Below are 21,429 nucleotides of genomic sequence, written 5' to 3'. Positions count from 1 at the left end.
ACACCGTTTGGCGAGTCTGAGGGCGTGCGCGCCTCTTTGCGCGTGCAAATTAGAAGATCCGCGAATGGCGGAAAGTAGAGTTCTCCCTATTGAGTTGTGCATACGACCCTGCGCGTATTTGACCGTGTAGTCCGCGCGCGACTATCTTTTTATATGTTCGAAATTGAAGGAAGCCATATCGCCGAACTAACCGACGCTGACCTGCGCAGCCTTGTTGGTCTGCTGTGTGAAGCCGAATTACGCGCGCATGGTCTGTCAACGTCGGCCGTCACATGGGGAGGGAATCAGAACGCTACCGATGGAGGAATCGATGTCCGCGTCAGAATCCAAGACGGTGTGGCTCCAGGCGGGTTTCTCCCTAGAGCCAGTATTGGCTTTCAGGTCAAGAAGTCTGATCTCACGCCGGGTTTAATCACTCCCGAGATGCGACCGTCCGGTAGCCTTCGAGTTTCGATTAGCGATCTTATCGCTGAAGGTGGGGCTTACATCATCGCCAGTTCGGGCTCCGATACTTCAGATACAGCCTTGGCCGACCGGGTAAATATTATGCGATCTGCCGTGGCCGACGACGTTCGGAATGCGGAGATACAACTTGATTTCTACGACCGTAGTCGCCTGGCAACGTGGACCCGGGCACACGTTGGACTCATTGTGTGGGTTCGCCAGAAAATTGGCCGCGGTATGTCCGGGTGGCAGCCATACAGTTCGTGGGCGGTCTCGCCTGATGGCATTCAAGACGAATATCTCCTTGATGACAAAGCGCGGTTGCACGCCGGCGTTGCTGACAACGCAGGATGCGATGTAGCGCAAGGCGTTGATCGAGTCCGGAACGCCTTGCGAGATGTTCGCAGCGTTGTCCGACTTGCAGGGCTATCCGGCGTAGGAAAAACGCGTTTTGTGCAAGCGTTGTTTGATGACCGCGTCGGAAAGGGTGCGCTCAGCCCGTCATTGGTGATTTACACCGATATGAATGACAATCCATCGCCGCAGCCGACTGGGATGATTTCTGACCTGATCGCTTCACGAACACGCGCAATTGTGGTGGTCGACAATTGTGCGCCCGAGCTTCATCGTCGCATCACGGAGGTCTGTCGAACTTCTGATAGCCTAATAAGCGCTGTCACAGTTGAATATGATGTTCAAGAAGATGAGCCTGAAGGAACGGAAGTTTTCCGTCTTGAGCCGTCTTCGGTCGATCTCGTTTCCAAATTGATTGCGCGTCGATTTTCGGCAATGACGCCGCTAGATGTCGACAAGATCGCGGAATTTTCCGGCGGCAACGCGCGCGTTGCGTTGGCATTGGCCAATACGCTGGAACGTCACGAATCCGTTGCCGGTCTACAGGACGAAGAGCTCTTCAAGCGACTTTTTCAGCAACGACAGGAGCGTGACGACAATCTACTCACGGTCGCTAAAGCGTGCGCCTTGCTCTACTCCTTTCAAGGCGAGGCGCTTAGCGGTGATGAAGCAGAGTTGCCCAAGATTGCTGCTTTGGTCGGAATGAGCACTCAACAGGTATTCGCAAAGGTTTCGCAGCTTAAGGGGCGTGACCTTGTTCAGCGCCGCAGTGTTTGGCGGGCGGTTTTGCCCCACGCAATCTCCAACAGGCTTGCCAAAATGGCGCTTCGAGAAATTCATCTCGACGAGATTGAAAAATATTTCGATACCGAGCGCCTGTTAAAGTCATTCAGTCGGAGGCTTGGGTACCTCCACGAGAGTGATGAAGCTAGACGTATTGTCGAAAAATGGTTGGCCAAAGATGGTTTGCTTGCCAATGTCGGCAGGTTGAATGAATTTGGCATGGCGATGTTTAACAATATCGCGCCCGTTTCGCCTGAGGCGACCCTTGCGGCAATAGAGAGGGAGCTGTCTGAGTCTGTCACTGACGAGTTGTCGAACCTGCAACTGATGCGACGCAGGATCGCCTCCGTGCTTCATTCAATCGCATATGATGCGCTGTTGTTTGATAGATGCGCCGTAGCAATGATCTCGCTAGCGATCGCAGAGGCACCGGATAGTCGAAACCATCCTGCCGAGGATGCTCTTAAAGGTCTTTTCCAATTATTCTTGTCGGGGTCTCATGCTAACATTGAGCAGCGGTTGGTAGTTGTTGATCGCCTCCTTCATTCGAGCGAGTCTCGAAATCGATCGCTAGGCGTCGCGCTTCTACGAACTCTTCTTCAGGGTGACCATTTCTCGGCAACGCAGTCATTCGAGTTTGGTGCGTGGGTGCGCGATTATGGATACTGGCCGAGCTCACGCGAAGAAAGAGCGCATTGGTTTGTTTCAACGCTGAAGCTGATCCGAAAGATCGCCGAGAGCGATGACCAGCTGATGCAAGCAATTCGATCGAGTGTTGCTCAGGCGATTCAGGGGCTCTGGTTCTTCGGTCCCGAAGTTCAAGATCAGTTTGAGGCGATTGCGGAGGAGGTGGCTAAGGATGACTATTGGCAGGAAGGATGGATAGCTGTCAGAATCGTTCTTTCGCGCTCCCTGGATGATGCGGATGCTGCAGCAATCCAGCGTCTTCGAAATCTCGAGCGCCGATTATGCCCTAAAAATGTGACCGAGCAGGTGCGAGCGGTCGTTCTGACTCCCAGTTGGGGTGCCCTCGACTATGCCGACACGGAAGGTAGAGACGAGGCTGACGCGGAAAAACCGATGGCGGCTTACGAGAGAGCTAACGCCGCAGCTGAGGAACTTGGAAAGGTCGTTTGCCGCGACGGAGCGCTATTCGCTTCGCTGTTGCCTTCTTTGGTAATTGGTGATGGGGGGCGATTGCCTTCCTTTGGAAAAGGCTTGGCGCTCGCCTCAATCGATTTTTGTATGGTATGGGCGCAGCTTACGCATGCTCTGGCGGAGGCCGAGGACGGCAGGCGAAACATCGGAGCTTTGATCGGCTTTTTGGTCGGGCTTTCGACAATGGATCGAGATGTCTGTGAGGCTATTCTAGAAGCGGCCGTCGAGCACGACGTGCTTGGCGCATGGTTCCCAATTTTGCAAACGTCGATTCCAATATCTATTGCTGGAGCCGGTCGGCTAAAGCGGGCTGCGGCTATCGGGAAAGCGCGAGCTTCCGCGTTCCACTCTCTCGGTTGGGGACGCTCTTCAGACGCGATTAGTGGCGAGGACCTGCGAGACATAATTACAATACTTGCTGGTCAGGAAAACGGGTACGGGGTCGCTGTTGATATTTTGTCGATGCGCTTCCATTCGGATGCAGATCAGAAGAAGGAGTATCCGAAGGAGTTGATCGTGGCCGGCCGCTCATTGCTGTCATCGCCAATCTTCAGTGTGAGCGATAATATGCATGATCACCGTTTGGGTAAGATTGCAGGTATCTGTTTGCGCGGAGCAGAAGGGGTTAATGCTGCGAAGTCGCTTTGTGAGCGGATTAGAAGCGGCTTGGCAGACTACACATTCCGGGCATTCAACCACCCTAATCTACTTAGCAGCATCTTCGCGTCTCAGTCGCGAGTGGCGCTCGACGTATTTTTCGGAGGTGTGAGTGAGGATGACGATTCCGATCTTGGCGTCGATTATTTCGACAGTCCTTCCGAGCGTCGAAGAAACGCGTTGGATGAGGTGACCGCCGACGAAATGCTTCGATGGTGTGACGAGAAACCCTTGGAACGTTACCGGTCGATCTCCCGCGTTATATCCTATCACGCAACGTCCACTGATGGGGTGGTTGATTGGACGCCTCTTGCAGTGGAGATGTTCAAGAGAGCGCCTGATCCGTTGGTGGTCCTAGCGACGTTTGTGGAGCGCTTTTCTCCGAAAATTTGGTCCGGGTCGCGAGCAGCCATCGTCGAGTCCCGGCTGCCTTTGCTTGATCGTCTTAAGGAGTTGGAAAATACGTCCTTCGCAGACTATGTGACGCAGAAGCGCCCTGAACTTGTGGACGAAATCGTGCGTATTCGGAGATGGGAAAACGAGCGCGATAGTGAGCGAGATGAGCGATTTGAATAGCGTGGTTTCCTGTGCGCGGTAGCGGCTGGTCCGCGCGGTGTAGCGCTTTGCGGACGATCGGGAGCGGAGCCTGATCAGTCCCAGCTAATTGACCCCTAGACCTTCCGCCGCGGCCCCCTCGGCCGCAGCGCCGGGTGGTCGCGCTCCGGCGGCGTATGCGCGTCCTCTAGTAGCGCCATCGCTTCATCAGGGATGCGGTCGATATTCACGCCGCCGCGGCGCATCTCCTTCAGTGCCGAGCGGATCGCGGTGTCGCGGTCGATCCAGTCCTGGCCGGTGCGCGCCGGCGCATCGGGGTGGCGGCGCGGGCGGCGGTTGCCCATGGCTTCCAGCCGCGCCATCTTCACCACCTGCATGGCCTGGATCAGCCGGTCGAGATCGACCGTGGGGCTGTTCCACAGCTCGGTGACGCAGCGCTCGGCCAGCGCCTGCAGCTTCTCGCGCAGCACCCGTAATTTGAGCCGGCGGCCGGCGCGGGCGCCGCGCAGCGAGTCGCTGGCCACGGGCGCAAAGGGGTGACGCTGCCAGCCGCCCTCGCGGGCCCAGCGCCCGACAGTGCCATGGGTTGCGCCGGTCCTCGCCGCGATCTGCTTGTAGGTCAGCGTCGTCTCCTCGATCAGGCGGCGCGCCGCGGCAACCGTGGCGTTGGTGTGCAGCTTCTTGCAGCCCTTCGGGCGGCCGCCCGGAACGGGCGGCGGTCCGGGATCGGCATCGACCCGAACGCGTGTCACCGCGTCCGCGGATGAGTCGATGACGCGGATGTTGGAGGGAAACAGAGGATAGGCAGGATAGCGCATGCTGACTCCTTTTAGACCGCGGTCAATCGGGTGTGGAATATATGCCTATTACGGGAAAGCGCAAGCGAGGCGTGGCAGCGGAGCGCGCTGTTTTCGCAAAACTAGGCTCGTCATTCCGGGGCGTGGACGGCGTCAGCCGGACGCGAACCCGGAATCTCCGAGTGTTTTGCAATCGGAGTTTCAACTATCTCGGGATTCCGGGTTCGCGCGGCTTTGCCGCGCGCCCCGGAATGACGGTGTGGGGCCTTACGCGCCCATCCGCCCGCGCGCACCCTCGATCCCCAACACCTTCATCCGCGACGCCAGCGTCGTCGGCTTGATGTCGAGCAATTCGGCCGCGCCGCCGGGACCGAACACCTTGCCTGATGTCGCGGCAAGCGCTGCGAGGATGTTGCTGCGTTCGTGATCGCGCAGTTCGGCTGAGGTCATCACCGCCGGCCGGGCGTCGGGCTTCACGCGATGGGCGCCTGCGGCATGATGCGGGCCGGGCGCATCGGGCAGGTCGATCCGCAAGCGGCCGTTCTGCGCCAGGATCACCGCGCGCTCGATGACGTTCTGCAACTCGCGCACATTGCCCGGCCAGTCGTAGCGCGACAGCCGGCGTGCATCGCCTTCGGACAGGCGCAGATCGGATTTCAGTTTCTCGCTGAGCAGGAAGTGCTGCGCCAGCAGGGGAATGTCCTCGCGGCGGTCGCGCAGCGGCACCGACTCCACGGGAAACACGTTGAGCCGGAAATACAGATCCTCGCGAAACCGTCCGCGCGCCACTTCCTGTTTCAGGTTGCGGTTGGTGGCGGCGATGACGCGGACATCGACGGAGCGGGTACGCTCCTCGCCGACCCGCTCGAAATTGCCTTCCTGCAGCACGCGCAGCAGCTTGCCCTGCAGCTCCAGCGGGATCTCGCCGACCTCGTCCAGAAACAGCGTGCCGCCATCGGCCAGCTCAAACCGGCCGATGCGGTCGCGCACCGCGCCGGTGAAGGCGCCGCGGACATGGCCGAAGAATTCACTCTCGAACAATTCGCGCGGGATCGCCGCACAATTGACGCGGATCAGCGGCCGGTCGCGGCGACCTGAGGCTTCGTGGATCGCGCGCGCGATCAGTTCCTTGCCGGTGCCGGACTCGCCGGTGATCATCACCGCGGCCGTGGTGGGTGCGACGAGCTTGACCTGCCGCAGCGTCTTCTGGATCGCCTCGCTCTGGCCGATGATGCCGCGCGGATTGGTCTCGATGCGGATTTCCTCTTGCAGATAGGCGTTTTCGAGTTCGAGACGCTCGCGCAGCCGATCGACTTCGGCCAATGCGGCATGCAGCTTTTCATCCGCCTCGCGGCGCTGGCTGACATCGCGAAACACGATCACCGCGCCGACCACCATGTGGCGGTCGCGGATCGGCGTCGAGGTGTATTCGACCCAGACCGGCGTGCCGTCCTTGCGCCAGAAAACCTCGTTGTCGACATTGTGCACGGCGCCGTCGCGAAACGCCGCATAGATCGGACAGTCGTGATCCGGATAGTGGCTGCCGTCGTGATGGCTGTGATGCACGATCGGGTGGATTTCCTTGCCGACGAGTTCATCGGCGGTCCAGCCCAGCATGCGCTCGGCAGCGGGATTGACGAAGGTGGTCTTGCCGTCGGCATTGACGCCGTAAATGCCTTCGCCCGCCGCGCGCAGGATCAACTGGTTCTCGCGCTCGATGTCCTGAAACACGCGCTCGACGCGCTGCCACGCGGCAATGCCGCCGCGCATGTGATCCTCGGCGGCGGCGTCCACATGGCGGCGGCGGCGCTGTTCGAGATCGCTCATGGTGAGCAGCAGCAAGGTGCGCTCGCCCTGCGGCACCAGCGATCCCGCATATTCGAGCTGCAACGCTTCGCCGGTGGCGTGGCGCGGCGTCAGCGTGTTGGTCCAGTAGGAGCCCTTGGCCAGCACCGCCTGCGTGAACACGATCAGCGCCGGCAATTGGCCCGCATGCAGCGCGCTGATCTTGATCTGGCGCAGCAGCGCGCGGTCATAGCCGAGCAGGGTGCAGGCGGCGGGATTAGCGTCGATGATCTGGTCGGCATGGGGATCGAGCAGCAGCGTCGGCTCGACCGAATAATCGAAGGCGATGGTTCGCAAATCATGCGGCTGGGCCGTTGCAAAATCCATCGGCGAAACTCCGAAAATTCGTAATCAGGCTACGAATTTTCGTGTAGCACGAATTCTCGTAATCGCCAATGCAGGCCCGAAATGCCTGCGGCGATTGGACATTCCGGCGGGAGCGGGGATGGCACACTCCTTGCGTAATTGACCGGAGCGTCACCGAGGAGGTCACATGTCCACATTCGACAATCCGTTCGATCCCGCCCGCCGTTTGCGCGCTGGCGCCTGCAGCTGCGGCCAGCATGCCAGCCAGTCCGAGCATGAGGCAGGGCTGCAGCTTCGCTGCGACATTCCCGAGACCGAGGACAAACGCTACGAGGGCGTCGTCGCCTCGGCGGTGATGCGCGCGGTGTTCCCGAAAGAGGTCGCGCGCCGCGCCTTTCTGAAATCGGTCGGTGCGTCCAGCGCGCTGGCGGCGCTGTCGCAGTTCTTCCCGATCAAGACGGCGACCGAAGTATTCGCGCAAGGCGCGGGCAAACTGGAAAAGACAGACCTCAAGGTCGGCTTCATTCCGATCACCTGCGCGACGCCGATCATCATGGCCGATCCGCTCGGGTTCTACAAAAAGCAGGGGCTCAATGTCGAAGTGGTGAAGACCGCCGGCTGGGCCGTCATTCGCGACAAGACCATCAACAAGGAATACGACGCCGCGCATATGCTGGCGCCGATGCCGATCGCGATCTCGCTGGGCCTCGGCTCGCAGCCGATCCCCTACACCGTGCCGGCGATCGAGAACATCAACGGCCAGGGCATTACCCTCGCCATGAAGCACAAGGACAAGCGCGACCCGAAGGACTGGAAAGGCTTCAAGCTCGCCATCCCGTTCGACTATTCGATGCACAATTATCTGTTGCGCTACTATCTCGCCGAACACGGCATCGATCCCGACACCGATGTGCAGCTCCGCTCGGTGCCGCCGCCGGAAATGGTCGCCAACCTGCGCGCCGACAATATCGACGGCTTCCTCGCGCCCGACAATATCTGCCAGCGCGCGATCTATGACGGCGTCGGCTTCATGCATATCCTGTCGAAGGAAATCTGGGACGGCCATCCGTGCTGCTCGTTCGCAGCGTCCAAGGAGTTCATCACCACGTCGCCGAATTCCTTCGCGGCGCTGACGCGCGCCATCGTCGATGCCACCGCCTATGCGTCGAAGGCGGAGAACCGCAAGTCGATTGCGGAGGCCATCGCGCCGGCCGCCTATCTCAACGCGCCGCCGGTGGTGCTGGAGCAGGTGCTGACCGGCACCTATGCCGACGGGCTCGGCGGCATCAAGACCGACGCCAAGCGCGTCGATTTCGATCCGTTCCCGTGGCAGTCCTTTGCGGTGTGGATGATGACCCAGATGCAGCGCTGGGGCCAGATCAAGGGCGATGTCGACTACAAGGGCGTCGCCGAACAGATCTACCTCGCCACCGACACCGCCAAGGTGATGAAGGAAATGGGTCTGACGCCACCGACGACGAGCTACAAGTCGTTCGCGGTGATGGGCAAGACCTTCGATCCGGAAAAGCCGAAGGAATATCTGGCGAGTTTTAAGATCAGGAAGGCGACGTGAGAATGGTTGTCGCGAGCGCTTCTTTCTTGCCTCTCCCCGCGTGCGGGGAGAGGTCGACTGTAACGCGCGGAGCGCGTGGAAGTCGGGTGAGGGGGACTCTCCGCACGCTCCGCAGTTTGCGGAGAGTCCCCCTCATCCGGCGCGAACTTGCTTCGCAAGCTCGCGCCACCTTCTCCCCGCAAGCGGGGAGAAGGAAAGGACCACAATGATCCAATCCCTTCGCTTCCGCGCGGCCGTCGTCTCCATCGCGATCTTCCTCGCCTTCATCGGCGTGTGGCACCTTGCCACGCGGCAGACTTTGAGCGTCGGCACCATGTCGCCCGAATACGCGAAACTGATGGGCCTCACCGCCACATCCGGCAAATCCGCGATGCCGGGGCCGCTCGATGTCGGCGCGAAACTCTGGGAGCACCTGAAGCGGCCGTTCTATGACAACGGGCCGAACGACAAGGGGCTCGGGATCCAGCTCGCTTATTCCATCGGCCGCGTCGGGCTCGGCTATCTGATCGCTGTAATCGTCGCGATCCCGCTCGGCTTTCTGATCGGCATGTCGCCGCTGATGAACAAGGCGCTCGATCCGTTCATCCAGGTGCTGAAGCCGATCTCGCCGCTCGCCTGGATGCCGCTCGCGCTCTACACCATCAAGGATTCCAGCCTCTCGGCGATCTTCGTAATCTTCATCTGTTCGGTGTGGCCGATGCTGCTCAACACCGCCTTCGGCGTCGCCGCCGTGCGCAAGGAGTGGATCAATGTCGCGCGCACGCTGGAAGTCGGCACCTTCCGCCGCGCCTTCACCGTCATTCTGCCCGCCGCGGCGCCAACGATCCTCACCGGCATGCGCATTTCCATCGGCATCGCGTGGCTGGTGATCGTCGCCGCCGAGATGTTGGTCGGTGGGACGGGCATCGGCTACTTCGTCTGGAACGAATGGAATAATTTATCGATCACAAATGTGATTATCGCGATCCTCCTGATCGGGATCGTCGGCATGTTGCTCGATCAGATCCTCGCGCGCTTCACCCGCATGGTTACGTTTCCGGAGTGAATGCGATGACCACCAAATTCATCTCCATCGAGGGCATCGCCAAGCGCTATCCGGCGTCATCAGGCAACGGCGCGACCACGATCTTCGAGGATCTCTGGCTGTCGATGCCATCTGGCGAGTTCGGCTGCATCATCGGCCATTCCGGCTGCGGCAAGACCACGGTGCTGAACATCCTCGCCGGGTTGGATGAGCCCAGTGAAGGCACCGTGATCGTCGACGGCCAGGCGATATCAGGCACCAGCCTCGACCGCGCGGTGATCTTCCAGAGTCACGCGCTGCTGCCATGGCTGACGGTCATGGGCAACATCGCTTATGCGGTGTCGTCGAAATGGCGCAAGTGGGACAAGGCGAAAGTCCGCGCCCATGCGCAGACCTATATCGACAAGGTCGGCCTCACGGGCTCCGAGCACAAGCGGCCGTCGGAACTGTCCGGCGGCATGAAGCAGCGCGTCGGCATCGCGCGCGCGCTGTCGATCACGCCGAAGATCATGCTGATGGACGAGCCGTTTTCGGCGCTCGACGCGCTGACACGGGGGACGCTGCAGGACGAGGTGCGGCGCGTGACGCTGGAGACCGGCCAGACCACCTTCATGATCACCCATGACGTCGACGAGGCGATGTATCTCGCCGACAAGATTTTTCTGATGACCAACGGCCCCGGCGCCGTGCTGGCGGAGATCGTCGAGAACCCGCTGCCGCGGGATCGCTCGCGCATCGATCTGCACAAGCACCCGCATTATTACGCGCTGCGCAACCACATCATCGATTTCCTGGTGACGCGCAGCAAGACGTTCACCGCCGCCACGCCGCACCACGACCCGCGCCATGTGCCGGTGGTGCGGCCTGCATTCCCCGAGGCGCCAACGATGCCGTCTCTTCACAGCGCGACGCGCTAGCCGCGTCAACCGAAGCCTCACGACCGAAGGAGAAACGACCATGCTGCGATCCGACCTCACCGAAAAGCTGCTCGACATCAAGCGCGAGAAGGAATGGACCTGGAAATATATCTGCGAGCAGATCGGCGGCTACAGCGAAGTGCTGATCGTCGGCGCCATTCTCGGCAACATGAAGCTGACCAAGCCGCAGGCGGCCAATGCCGGCGAGCTGTTCGGCCTCTCGAAGAGCGAGACGGCGATGCTCAATGAGATCCCGATGCGCGCCGAAAACGTGCAGATGCCGCCGCAGGATCCGCTGATCTATCGCTTCTACGAGATGGTGATGGTGAACGGCCCGGCCTGGAAGGCGCTGATCGAGGAGGAATTCGGCGACGGCATCATGTCGGCGATCGATTTCGACATGGTGATGCAGCGCATCGCCAACCCCAAGGGCGACCGCGTCCAGATCACGATGTCCGGCAAGTTCCTGCCGTACAAGTATTACGGCGCGACGGGCAACGTGCCGGAATATGGGTTCAAGGAGGGGTAGGGGGGCTGTAGAAGCTCTAGAGTTCGGAGTGGATGTGAGTAAAGAAGCTCGCCCGCGGCGTTTACTCGGTCGAATGATCGTTATCCCAGTGCAAGCCGATAGCGATCAGTCGATGCAGAGCGAGAAGAGGGAAGCTCTAGTGTCAGCATATAAGTGCCGCGGGAATAGCGCTAAACAGCAGCGAGAATCGAGAATCAACGGATCGTTTGGTTTCGTAGTGATTGGTTTATTTCCCAAGTTTATCGAGGCCCTCTACTAATAGGTCCGCGCCACGAACACGTACTGAAAGCCCGTGGATGGGGGCAGCTTTTTCAAGCAAACTTAGTATCTCCCATCGCTTTTCCTCGTTCCTCGAAAATACCTCTATCAAGCGATCGCAACACGTCGGCCCCTCCTCGGCCCAGATCAATTCGAGGATCGACCAAGTCGGTAAATCGATGCCCTTGTTGAGGATCGACCATAGAATATTAGCGCCAATTCGTTCGTTTTGACTGGCAAGGGCGTGAATGCCGCCAATAATCCAGCTCCAGTTCTCGCGGTCAATAGCTATCGCTTTATCCAAATATTCTCGCAACATCGAAATAAGTACAGATGAGCTTACTCCATATTTGTTTTCAATGCTGGCGACGATGAGTTCTGCGCGTTCAACGCCTTCCAGTGGTAATCGCTCCAATACATCCAGGGTCCAAATCATAGCAACTTCACGGGAAGCCTTCCGATCCGACGTTGTCCTGAATGGACCTCGTCCATTTAGGACCCGCTGAGGGCCAGATGGCGCAAACGTTATGCGGTTATTTATGTCGCGGAGAAGTCGCAACTCGTTTGTTTTTGGCATCGAGCGCTCTTTGAGTTTGCGCAACCCTGCTGCTTGCAGTCCATCTTCTAGAAAGGCACTGATCTCTAACCACTGAAAGATCGCTCTATCATTTGCAGACGACAAAAGCTCTGTTGCCAACTCTCCCGCTTCGACGTCGCCATTTGCCGCTAATATTGTGAGGGGCGCCATTCGGGAGGTGGCATGCATTTCACCACTAGAGACAAGAGTTTTTAATTCTCTGAGAAAATCTTGTGCTGCTGGTTTTTGGGGGTCTATGTTGAGGTAACAATCAAGTTCGCCAGATGTAGTCTTCTTAAGGCGCGTTGTAGCCAGTATGCCCTTGACGTGTTCCCGCCACCATGTGGTCGAAAGAAGTGCTTCTGAGAACGATTTCCAAAGATTCTGTGGTCTCGCTTGTCGAACTAGTTCTTGAATATCTTTCTTTCCGCTCTCGGAATTTTCGTTCTTCGCACCGAAGTGCGCCGCTGCTCTTATCGTTAGAGGGTGACGTTCACTTTTTGCGATGCTCGCCCAATCTACGTCCTGAGCGGTTCGCATTCGATACATAATGTCCGCAACAACGCTGACGTTGAAGCTGTCATCATTCGGCCTAGATATGCGCTCGACTAGGAGCGAGATCATCTCTGCCGCATGTCGTGTCGAGGCTCGTAGCCAAACAGGGTGCCATAGGTCGCGAATGTCAGCTTCGTCGATCAGGCCTTTAAAGCAATCTAGGATCAAATCTGCGTCGTCGATTTTTTCCAGAATTCGCATTCCGCCGTATCGTTTGGCGGCTTTAGTGTTAAGTGCTTCGATCAGCTCGGTCGATGGTGGCGTTGAGAAGCCTTCGTTGATCAGTATTCCGATGCTGTGGTTGACTTCATAGGTTGATGAGAACCAGCTTCTTATAAGATTGCTAGCTACACTTTTCCGTAGTTCTTGGGATACGTGAGCGCCATTGACAATGCCTCGAGCAATCAGCCGGGTTGTTGTTTTGTAATAGTCGTCAGGTCTTGCGAGCTGCCGAGAAAGGAGATCGTTCACATTAGTGAGTTTCTCAATAGCAAATTGGACCGCCTGTGCCCATGGTCGTCGAGTTGTGCTGTGAAACCACGCGTCCGGGTCGGGATTCTGGTCTTTGGCAAGGTCGCAAGCTGCCAAGTACTCCTGAACGGTGGCGATTGCGAAGCCTACGCGAAAGCCACGTTTGACGAGCAGTCCGCAGCGTAGGAGTTCCTCAACGCACGAGTCGCCGCGAATGTCGCCAAACTTGGTGTTCAGCTTGTCGCGGGCTCTTGTTTCAGGGATGGAAATTTGATTGCTGTCCAGGCCTGCTCTGGCAAGTAGTTCCGCGCCAGTCCTGAGAGTACTTAACGGCAGCCGAGGGCGCTCGGTGTTCTTGTGACGGTGCGGCGAAAGGACGATATCAAGATATCGCTCAAGAAGTTCTGTGCGAGTTTCAGGAATGTTTCCATTCGGCGGTAGAGTTGCTACAAGCATGGCAGCGAAAAGCGGGATGCTGCATAGTGCAACAAGCTCTGGTTTGTGAATGACTTGAGAGATTAGAGACGAGTGGTCTGAGTTGCCTCTTGTCGAGAGGTATCTTTTCAATAGTTCTGATAGTTGCTGAACATCAAGGCGCTCAAGACGATAGTACTGAAAGCTGGTGGGAAGTGCGATGACCGCGCTATCTCGTGCTGCGACTAAGATTGGCAATGACGGATATATCGCGTGAGCACGGGCGATCATTGTCGAAACCTTGGAGCGTCCTTCGTCGCTTAGCTCGTCTAGTCCGTCAATGAGTAGGATTGCACGGCCTTGCTCGCACAGTACAGCCCAGTCAATTTGCGATCGGAAGTGTTGGTTGGTCGCAGTGGACAGATATTGATCGAGGTCTTGATAGTTTTGAAGCGTGTCTGACGTAATGTATGCGGGGACGTGAGATGTGTTTGTAGCTAGGTGACGGGCAATGGCGCGGAGGAAGGTCGATTTTCCAAATCCTGCGCCAGCGACGATAAGCCCAAAAGATGCAGTCTCGTGCGGAAATTTCTTGAGATCAAAAAAGCTGTCAATGGTCGGTCGAGGTGTGAATGGAGATTCTTCCTCAAAGTCGGTGTGAATTGTTCGGGCGATCGAGGTCACGTGTGGCCATACTAGCAATTCCATCTCATTTGAGTTGAGAGATGTGCCGGGTACGGTGATTGCGTTGAACTGTGTGCCGATTGATCTGAGATAGTTTGCGAGACCGTCTCCAGGGGAACCGAGAAGCTTGATGTCATGAATGCTAAATATCTTCGATGCAAAGTCGCGGGCGGTGAATGTGCCTCGAACTCTAGCGGCTCCGCCGCATGCATCCCGAAGAATCGCAAATAGCGTTTCGCGACTGCTGGACGAGTCTGGAATCCAGTCGCGAATTCCGGTGGATTCGATGTGAGAGAAAGGCAAGAATTCGATGGAAAGGCGCCGTATAGTGAGGAATACAACTTCGACCGTGCTGGCCAGCGTAGTTGCGATCTGATCAACGATGTGCTTTTGATCTTTGTTTAGAGCGTCCAGCCATTCGGAATGATTGTCTTTTCCTTGGGAGCGATCACATGCTTCACGAAGAGTGTCGATTTCTTTGCTGAATGTGCCGACGATGAGTCGGTACTCATCCAATCGACATTCGATCGCGAGTTGTTGCTCTTTCAAGTCGAGCCAAAACTGCTTCCACGGAGTGCTTGAAGTCGAGATAGATTCTTTGGCTTGAATTAGAAGCCGTGAGCCGCTGGCATAATTTATGACGATGTCATCTACCTGCTCAGGGGCTTCTAGTCGTATGGAGCTAATCCGTTTTCCAGAGGGGGTGGGCCGCAGATCGAGCAGGCGTCCGAGGTAGAGTGCAGCTATGCTGTTCTGGTAGAGAATTCCAGACTGCGCTGTTGGACCGCCTGCCTCGGGCATACAGGCTTCCTCCCTGTTGTTGCTATGAGATTTTAGACAGTCATCTTAACGTGAAGGACGCAATAGCAAAGCGGATTAGTGCGGCTTATCTGCAGGCGCTCCGCACAGCAAGACCGATCAAGACACCCCCATCCACTCGTGCCATATCGGTCGCATGAACCATTCCCTCCCGCACCGCACGCCTGACCTCGTCGCCGTTCTCGCCTGGATCGAGCAGCATCTCGACGAGCCCCTCAGCGTCGAGACCATCGCCGCGCGCGCCAAGCTCTCGCCCTATCACTTCTCACGCCTGTTCTCCGCCGCGATGGGCCGCGGCGTGATGGCGCATGTGCGTGGGCGCAGGCTGGTCCGCGCCGCGCAGCGGCTCACGGCCGATCCCGATCTGCGCCTGGTCGATCTCGCGCTCGATTGCGGCTTCGACTCGCAGGAGGCGTTCACGCGCGCGTTCGCCCGCCTGTTCGGCGTCGCGCCCGGGCGGTTTCGGCGCGGCTTCAGTGTCACGCCCATCGAAGGACAATATCCGATGACCATGCCCGATGACGTCGCCGTCGCTGTTACCCGCTTGCCGGACCTGGTGGCGCTGGACAACTTCACCGTCGCAGGTCCTTCGGCGCGGTTCGATGAGGCAAACAAGGCCGAGATTCCGCAACTGTGGTCGAAGCTGATGGGCGCATTGCCGTTCAAAGGGCAGGCCCCGAGCTGGACCACCTATGGCGTGGTGTGGAATGTCGACCGCGCCGAAGGCAGTTTCGATTACATGGCCGGCGTCGGCGTTGAAAGCGATGCGGCGCTGCCTGCGGGTTTTGCGGCGAAACGCATCGTGGCTTCGACCTATGCGGTGTTTCGCATCACACTGAATGGCGGGGCGGTGCATCCGCAGCTCAAGCGTGCGATGGCCATGATCTGGGGCGAACTGGTGCCGGCCTCCGGGCTCACAGTCGCCGACCGGCCGGACTTCGAGCGCTATGACAGCGAGTTCGCGCCGACCAAGAAGGGCGCGGTGATCGATTTCTATTTGCCGGTGGAGGTGTGAGGCTTCGTCTTCTCCACGTCATGGCCGGGCGGGACCGCGTGTTGCACGCTGTTCCCTCCTCACGTCATGGCCGGGCTTGACCCGGCCATCCACGTCTTGCCGCAAGATGAGAAAGGCGTGGATCCCCGGGTCATCCAGCGAAGCCGCGCTTCGCGCTTTGCCCGGGGATGACGTGGAGTGTGCGGAGGTTGACGGAGCGCCATTATCTCCGCCGGCTTCCCCTTGGCCGCAGCGCCGGGTGATCCCGCTCCGGCGGCGTATGCGCGGCTTCCAGCAGCGCCATCGCGTCGTCCGGAATCTGTGTCACATCGACGCCGCCGCGGCGCATTTCCTTCAGCGCGGTGCGGATCGCAGCGTCGCGCTCCATCATCTCGCGGCCGGTGCGCGCGGGCATGTCGATGTGGCGACGCGGGCGCCGGCGGCCCATCGCCTCCAGCCGCGCCATCTTCACCACCTGCAGCGCCTGCATCAGGCGGTCGATGTCGACATCGGGCTGCGTTTCCAGCGCGCGCACGGCGCGCTCTGCCAGCGCGTGGAGCCGCTCGGCGAGTTTGCGCAGCTTAAGCTTCTGCGAGGCGCGGGCGGAGGGCACGGTGTCGGTGGCGCGCGGCGCGAATAGCGGGCGCTTCCAGCCGCCGTCGCGGGTCCAGCGGCAGATCGAGGCGCGGCCGACGCCGGTTTGCTTCGCGATCTCGCCATAGGTCAGCACCGTCGTCTCGATCAGGCGGCGCACCTGCGCGCATTTGGCATCCCCATGCGGCCGCCTGGAGCCGCGCACGCGTGGGCCGCCCACAAAGGCATCCGGCGCCTCGGGCTCATCGGGCGTCACGCGCAGGCGGAGGATGGGGCCGAAGAAGGGATGGGTCATGTTAAAGAATATATACCTATAAACAGGATTGCGCAAGCCGGGCGTGCGGCGTCCGATGCATCGCCGTCCGTCGCCGCCGATATCGTGGGAGGCGCGCATCCGGTCACTTGGCTGCACCTGTGATTGCGCGATAGGCTGGCACACGTCGATCGTGCCTGGCTCACAAAGAGGGGGCGGCGCGATGCGGAGGAAACCCGGCGGGAACGGCAGGGGGATTTCATGGCAGGTGTCGATTATCTGATCACCGCGCGCGGCGTCTCGGGCGCGGCCTTCAATGAGAATGTCGGCACCATCCGCTATCTGCGGGTGCCGTCCAATGTGGCGATCCCGACGCCGGCGATGGCGACATCGAGCAAGACCGATCTCGCCAAATGGGTGAAGGAGGTGCGCGACATTGCGGATGGCGATCCCAACCAGAATTCGATCAGCGTGGCCGGCGACATCCTCGTCTTCATCCATGGCTACAACAACGATCTCGACATCATCATGAAGCGCCAGCGCCAGCTGGCGAAGGATCTCAAGGCCGAGGGCTGGAAGGGCCTCGTCATCGGCTTCGACTGGCCGAGCGACAACGAGACGCTGGCCTATTGGCAGGATCGCTCCAAGGGCGCCGAAGTGGCGGTGAAGCTGGTCAGCGATTGCATCACCGTGCTGGCGCAGGGGCAGGAGAAGGACTGCGTCACCAATGTCCATCTGCTCGGCCATTCCACCGGCGCCTATGTGGCCATGGAGGCCTTCGTGCAGGCGGAGAAGGACGGCGCGCTGTTCAAGAGCAACTGGCGCGTCAGCCAGGTCGCCTTCATCGCCGGCGACGTGGCGTCGTCGAGCCTGTCGGTGAACGATTCCTGGTCGGGGCCGATGTTCAAGCGCATCCTGCGGCTGACCAACTATTCAAACCCCTATGACAGCGTGCTGGCGGCCTCCAATGCCAAGCGGCTCGGCGTGGCGCCGCGCGCAGGCCGCGTCGGCCTGCCGGCGGATGCGCATTCGAAAGCCACCAATGTCAATTGCGGGGACTATTTCGCCACGCTCGATCCGAAGAAGAGCACCTTCTTCGGCGACTTCACTCATTCCTGGCACATCGGCAACCGCGTCTTCGCGCGCGACCTCGCAATGACTCTCGAAGGCGCCATCGACCGCGACGCGATCCCGACACGCGCGGTGGTCGGCGGCGCGCTCATGCTGCAGGACAGACCGCGGCCGAAATTCATGGCCGACTGGGGCATCAAGGCCGCCGCCACCCGCGGCGGCGCGCCGCGCGATGGCACGGGGGTACTGAGCTAGCGCCGGGCGCGGGAGGCCCGGCGTGGTGTCGTACTCAGCGTTTCGACTTGGTTTTTGATTTCTTGGCCTTTGACGTCTTGGTCTTGGCTTTCTTCGCCTTGGTCGTTTTGGTCTTGGCTTTTTTGACCTTGGCCTTCGCGACCTTCTTGGATTTGGTTGTCTTGGCTTTTGCCTTTTTGGCTGTCGCGGCCTTTGCCGTCTTCTTGGTTGTTTTCTTCTTGGCTGTCTTTGCCTTGGCCTTCTTCGCTACAGCCTTCGCTGCCTTCTTCTTTTTCGGCGGACGCACCGGTTCGTCATCGCTATGGGTTGCGGCATTGACGGTCCAGTTGGACGCCGGGATCGTGAAGAACATCTCGCGGCGCCGCGACTTGAATCCGCCGGGCTTGAAGTAGCTCTCCGTCCATCGGTCGTCCGGATCGAGGAACACCTTTTCCGGCTTCTCGCCTTTCTTGCGCTTGCTGGCCACGTCATTGGCGACATCGCGGAAATAGAAATGCCGGAACAGCCGGTCGAACTCGGTCATGTAGATGTCGGCCACGCGGGTCGAGCCGCGGATCAGGATCATGTTTTCGTCGTTGGTGGTCAGCGACCCCTCCGAGAAATTCGCCGAGCCGGTGCAGATCAGGGGATCGTCGCTGAGGGGATCGATCAGCAGATATTTGGTGTGAACGAAGAAGATATTGCCTTCGTCGCGGGTGAGCTCTTCCTTGAGAAACCAGCGGTCCAGCGGAAATTCCTTCACCTTGCGCTTGGCGACCAGCTTGCCGTCGACCACCTTGAACTCGGCGCCCAGCACGGCGCCGAACGAAATCTGCAGGTCGCGGTCGCCCTTGAGCGCCTTGCGCTCGTCGGCGGTGGGCGGCTTCTCCTTGAGCACGAAGCGCAGGAAGTCGCGGTCGCGCGCCAGCGGCTCGATGAAATCGGCGGCGACGTTGAACGCGGCCGTGAACATGATCGACGACGTGGCGTCGCTCATCCGGTCGGCATACCAGTTCAGCATCGACGCCGTCTGGCGCGGCGAGAAGATGCAGGTCTGCGATCCCGGCTTCACGAGGGCGGGCGGGTAGGGCGAAATCTCCGCAACGCCTTCCTTCGCCGGCTTGCCGGTTGGGTTGTCGCTCAGGATCGTCCAGTATTTCAGGTATTGTTCGGCAACGTCGCTGTCATGGACGAGGTGGCCGACATTCGATTGGCCGAGGAATCCGGACGGCGTGATGTTGGTGGAGCCGGTCCACACTTCTTGCGGTGCGTCGCCGTCGAGCTTGATGATGAACTTGTTGTGCGGGATCGGCGGCCGCGTGCGCCAGATCACCACCGGCTCGCCGTTGTGCTCTGCCTTGACGTCGAGGCCGGCGGCCTTCATCGCCTTGCGGTTCTTGCCCTTCTTGTCGTCATGCACGATCAGCCGGACGTCGAAGCCGCCATCGATCTTGGTCTTCAACGCCTCGATGATGGGCGCGTAAGTGAATTCGTAGATACAGGCGCGCAGTGCCTCGCTCTTCTTCGTCGTGTCGATATAGTCCAGGCAGGCCTCCAGCAGGCCGCGCGAGAGCCAGACCGTGTGCTTGTCCTTCGGATTGTCCATCTCCGCTTCGGTCGGCTTGTGGTTCTTGAACTTGCGCGCATAGGCCTGGCTGGCGATGGCGCCGCGGTTGAACCAGATGCCGTGTTGACCATCGTCCTCCTTCTCCGTCGTGACGGTGAAGGCGAGCTTCTCGGCGTCGCGCAGTTCGGGCGCGGTCGGATCGCCAAATACGGGGATGACCTCGAAGTGATAGGTCGTGCCGGGCTCCGCGGTGTAGTCGCTCCAGAGGAAACTCTGGATCGGAAATTTGTCGGTGAAATACTCGCCGTGCTCGGTATCGGGGTTCGGCTCGACCTCTTCGAACACTTTCAGCGAGCGCAGGAATTCCGGTCTGCCGGCGCCCTTGGCGCGCTGGAACGCAAATCCCAGCAGCCCCTTGCACGCGGCCTCATCGCAATTGAGGGCGATCATGATGGCGCGCGTGCCCGAGATCGCGCTCGCTTCGAAAGCTCCGGCAGACGTCGTAACGCGCATGGCCTGTCCCCCCGTTTTTCGACGTGACGCTGATGCTCGCCCAACGCCGTATTTTGGTCAACCTATAGAAGATTTGTGACAGGATGCACGCTTAAGGGGTGCGGGCGAGGGGTTGTGTGACGTCGTGCCGGGGTGCGCGAAAGTGGACACGGATCTGCAGTCCACGAAAATGATCGCCTCACCGGAAACGATGCGTTTCCATCGTTTCCCTTTTCTTGCTCCCATTCACGCCTAAATAGGTGGTCAGCAAACCCACCCTGAGTACCCGTCCCATGAAGAACATCGGCTTTCTTTCCTTCGGCCACTGGACCCCTTCGGCCTCATCGCAGACGCGCTCGGCGGGCGATGCGCTGCTGCAATCCATCGATCTCGCCGTTGCCGCCGAGGAGCTCGGCGCCGACGGCGCCTATTTCCGGGTGCATCATTTCGCGCGTCAGCTCGCCGCACCGTTTCCGCTACTGGCGGCGGTCGGCGCGCGCACCAAGAAGATCGAGATCGGCACCGCCGTGATCGACATGCGCTACGAGAACCCGCTCTATATGGCGGAGGACGCCGGGAGCGCCGATCTCATCGCAAGCGGGCGGCTGCAGCTCGGCATATCCCGCGGTTCGCCGGAGCAGGTGATCGACGGCTATCGCTATTTCGGCTACGCGCCCCCTGAGGGCCAGACCGACGCCGACATGGCGCGGCGGCATACCGAGGTGTTTCTCGATGTGCTGCAGGGCAAGGGCTTTGCGCAGCCGAATCCCAATCCGATGTTTCCGAACCCGCCCGGCCTGCTGCGGCTCGAGCCGCATAGCGAAGGCCTGCGCGAACGCATCTGGTGGGGCGCCTCCACCAATGCGACGGCGGAATGGGCGGCGAAGCAGGGCATGAACCTGCAGTCATCGACGCTGAAGATCGACGAGTCGGGCAAGCCGTTTCACGTGCAGCAGGCCGAGCAGATCCGGCTCTATCGCGACGCCTGGAAGGCCGCGGGGCACACGCGCGACCCGCGCGTGTCAGTGAGCCGCAGCATCTTCGCGCTGGTGGACGACCGCGACCGCGCTTATTTCGGCCGGGGCAACGAGGGCGAGGACAAGGTCGGCTACCTGCACGGCACCGAGCGCGCCATCTTCGGCCGCAGCTTTGCAGCAGAGCCGGATGCGCTGATCAAGCAGCTGAAGGGCGATGAGGCGATCGCGGAAGCGGATACGCTGCTGCTGACGGTGCCAAATCAGCTGGGCGTCGATTACAACGCCCATGTGATCGAGGCGATATTGAAACACGTCGCGCCCGGTATGGGCTGGCGGTAGCTAACCACACGTCGTCATTCCGGGGCGTGCGTTGCCGGCGAAGCCGGCCAAGCACGAACCCGGAATCCCCGCGTGTTCATCATCTCGACATTCCGGGCGGCGGAGAGGTGACCGCCATGCCGGGATTCCCCGCTACTCCAAGTGGAGTGGCTGAGGTTCGCGTGCGAAGACGCACGCGCCCCGGAATG

The 21,429-nt window shown here is 59.7% G+C and carries 13 protein-coding genes; 8 read left to right on the top strand and 5 right to left on the bottom strand.

All coding sequences use genetic code 11. The features are described 5' to 3' along the window. The first annotated feature begins 153 nt into the window (after positions 1-153). A complete protein-coding gene (locus tag HP556_RS17610) occupies positions 154-3,972 on the top strand; it encodes a hypothetical protein (protein ID WP_175367931.1) in 3,819 nt (1,272 codons plus the stop codon). Positions 3,973-4,067: 95 nt separating this feature from the next. On the opposite strand, the gene HP556_RS17605 is transcribed toward HP556_RS17610, so the two are convergent. Together HP556_RS17605 and HP556_RS17600 are read right to left on the bottom strand one after the other, a co-directional pair. Next, a complete protein-coding gene (locus HP556_RS17605; protein ID WP_175367930.1) occupies positions 4,068-4,769 on the bottom strand; it encodes a hypothetical protein in 702 nt (233 codons plus the stop codon). Positions 4,770-5,015: 246 nt separating this feature from the next. After that, entirely contained in the window at positions 5,016-6,920 is a 1,905-nt protein-coding gene (locus tag HP556_RS17600; RefSeq protein ID WP_175367929.1) for a sigma 54-interacting transcriptional regulator, read from the bottom strand. Positions 6,921-7,086: 166 nt separating this feature from the next. On the opposite strand from HP556_RS17600, the gene HP556_RS17595 reads away from it, so the two are divergent. The 4 genes from HP556_RS17595 (at position 7,087) to cynS (ending at position 10,942) form a co-directional block, all read left to right on the top strand. Next, the gene (locus tag HP556_RS17595; RefSeq protein ID WP_175367928.1) at positions 7,087-8,472 is read left to right on the top strand and encodes a CmpA/NrtA family ABC transporter substrate-binding protein; all 1,386 of its coding nucleotides are present in this window, start codon (positions 7,087-7,089) and stop codon (positions 8,470-8,472) included. Between the two features lie 205 nt (positions 8,473-8,677). Next, entirely contained in the window at positions 8,678-9,517 is an 840-nt protein-coding gene (gene ntrB, locus HP556_RS17590) for a nitrate ABC transporter permease (RefSeq protein WP_175367927.1), read from the top strand. Positions 9,518-9,522: 5 nt separating this feature from the next. Further along, entirely contained in the window at positions 9,523-10,413 is an 891-nt protein-coding gene (locus HP556_RS17585; RefSeq protein ID WP_175367926.1) for an ABC transporter ATP-binding protein, read from the top strand. Between the two features lie 40 nt (positions 10,414-10,453). After that, positions 10,454-10,942 (top strand): cyanase, encoded by a 489-nt coding sequence (gene cynS, locus HP556_RS17580; RefSeq protein WP_092146678.1) that lies wholly within the window; start codon positions 10,454-10,456, stop codon positions 10,940-10,942. Between the two features lie 226 nt (positions 10,943-11,168). Here the strand turns inward: cynS and HP556_RS17575 are convergent, their stop codons facing one another. Further along, on the bottom strand, positions 11,169-14,702 hold the full coding sequence (locus tag HP556_RS17575) for an NACHT domain-containing protein (RefSeq protein ID WP_175367925.1): 3,534 nt from the start codon (positions 14,700-14,702) through the stop codon (positions 11,169-11,171). Positions 14,703-14,856: 154 nt separating this feature from the next. Between HP556_RS17575 and HP556_RS17570 the strand changes: the two genes are divergently transcribed. Beyond that, positions 14,857-15,735, top strand: a complete 879-nt coding sequence (locus HP556_RS17570; RefSeq protein WP_175367924.1) for an AraC family transcriptional regulator — start codon at positions 14,857-14,859, stop codon at positions 15,733-15,735. Between the two features lie 202 nt (positions 15,736-15,937). Here the strand turns inward: HP556_RS17570 and HP556_RS17565 are convergent, their stop codons facing one another. Continuing rightward, positions 15,938-16,603, bottom strand: coding sequence for a hypothetical protein (locus HP556_RS17565; RefSeq protein ID WP_175367923.1), 666 nt, complete (start codon positions 16,601-16,603; stop codon positions 15,938-15,940). Positions 16,604-16,822: 219 nt separating this feature from the next. Here HP556_RS17565 and HP556_RS17560 point away from each other — a divergent pair, with 219 nt between their 5' ends. Continuing rightward, positions 16,823-17,887 (top strand): alpha/beta fold hydrolase, encoded by a 1,065-nt coding sequence (locus HP556_RS17560; protein ID WP_175367922.1) that lies wholly within the window; start codon positions 16,823-16,825, stop codon positions 17,885-17,887. A gap of 34 nt (positions 17,888-17,921) precedes the next feature. Here the strand turns inward: HP556_RS17560 and HP556_RS17555 are convergent, their stop codons facing one another. Beyond that, positions 17,922-19,946: a phospholipase D-like domain-containing protein gene (locus HP556_RS17555; RefSeq protein WP_175367921.1), complete on the bottom strand. Its 2,025-nt coding sequence runs from the start codon at positions 19,944-19,946 to the stop codon at positions 17,922-17,924. Positions 19,947-20,218: 272 nt separating this feature from the next. Here HP556_RS17555 and HP556_RS17550 point away from each other — a divergent pair, with 272 nt between their 5' ends. Continuing rightward, a complete protein-coding gene (locus HP556_RS17550; protein WP_175367920.1) occupies positions 20,219-21,241 on the top strand; it encodes an LLM class flavin-dependent oxidoreductase in 1,023 nt (340 codons plus the stop codon). Positions 21,242-21,429: the final 188 nt, after the last annotated feature.

The sequence above is a fragment of the Tardiphaga robiniae genome (assembly GCF_013359755.1).
GTDB classification, from domain to species: Bacteria; Pseudomonadota; Alphaproteobacteria; order Rhizobiales; family Xanthobacteraceae; genus Tardiphaga; species Tardiphaga robiniae.
The sequence above is the reverse complement of the archived record's forward strand: the minus strand, read 5'-3'. Positions and strand labels throughout refer to the sequence as shown.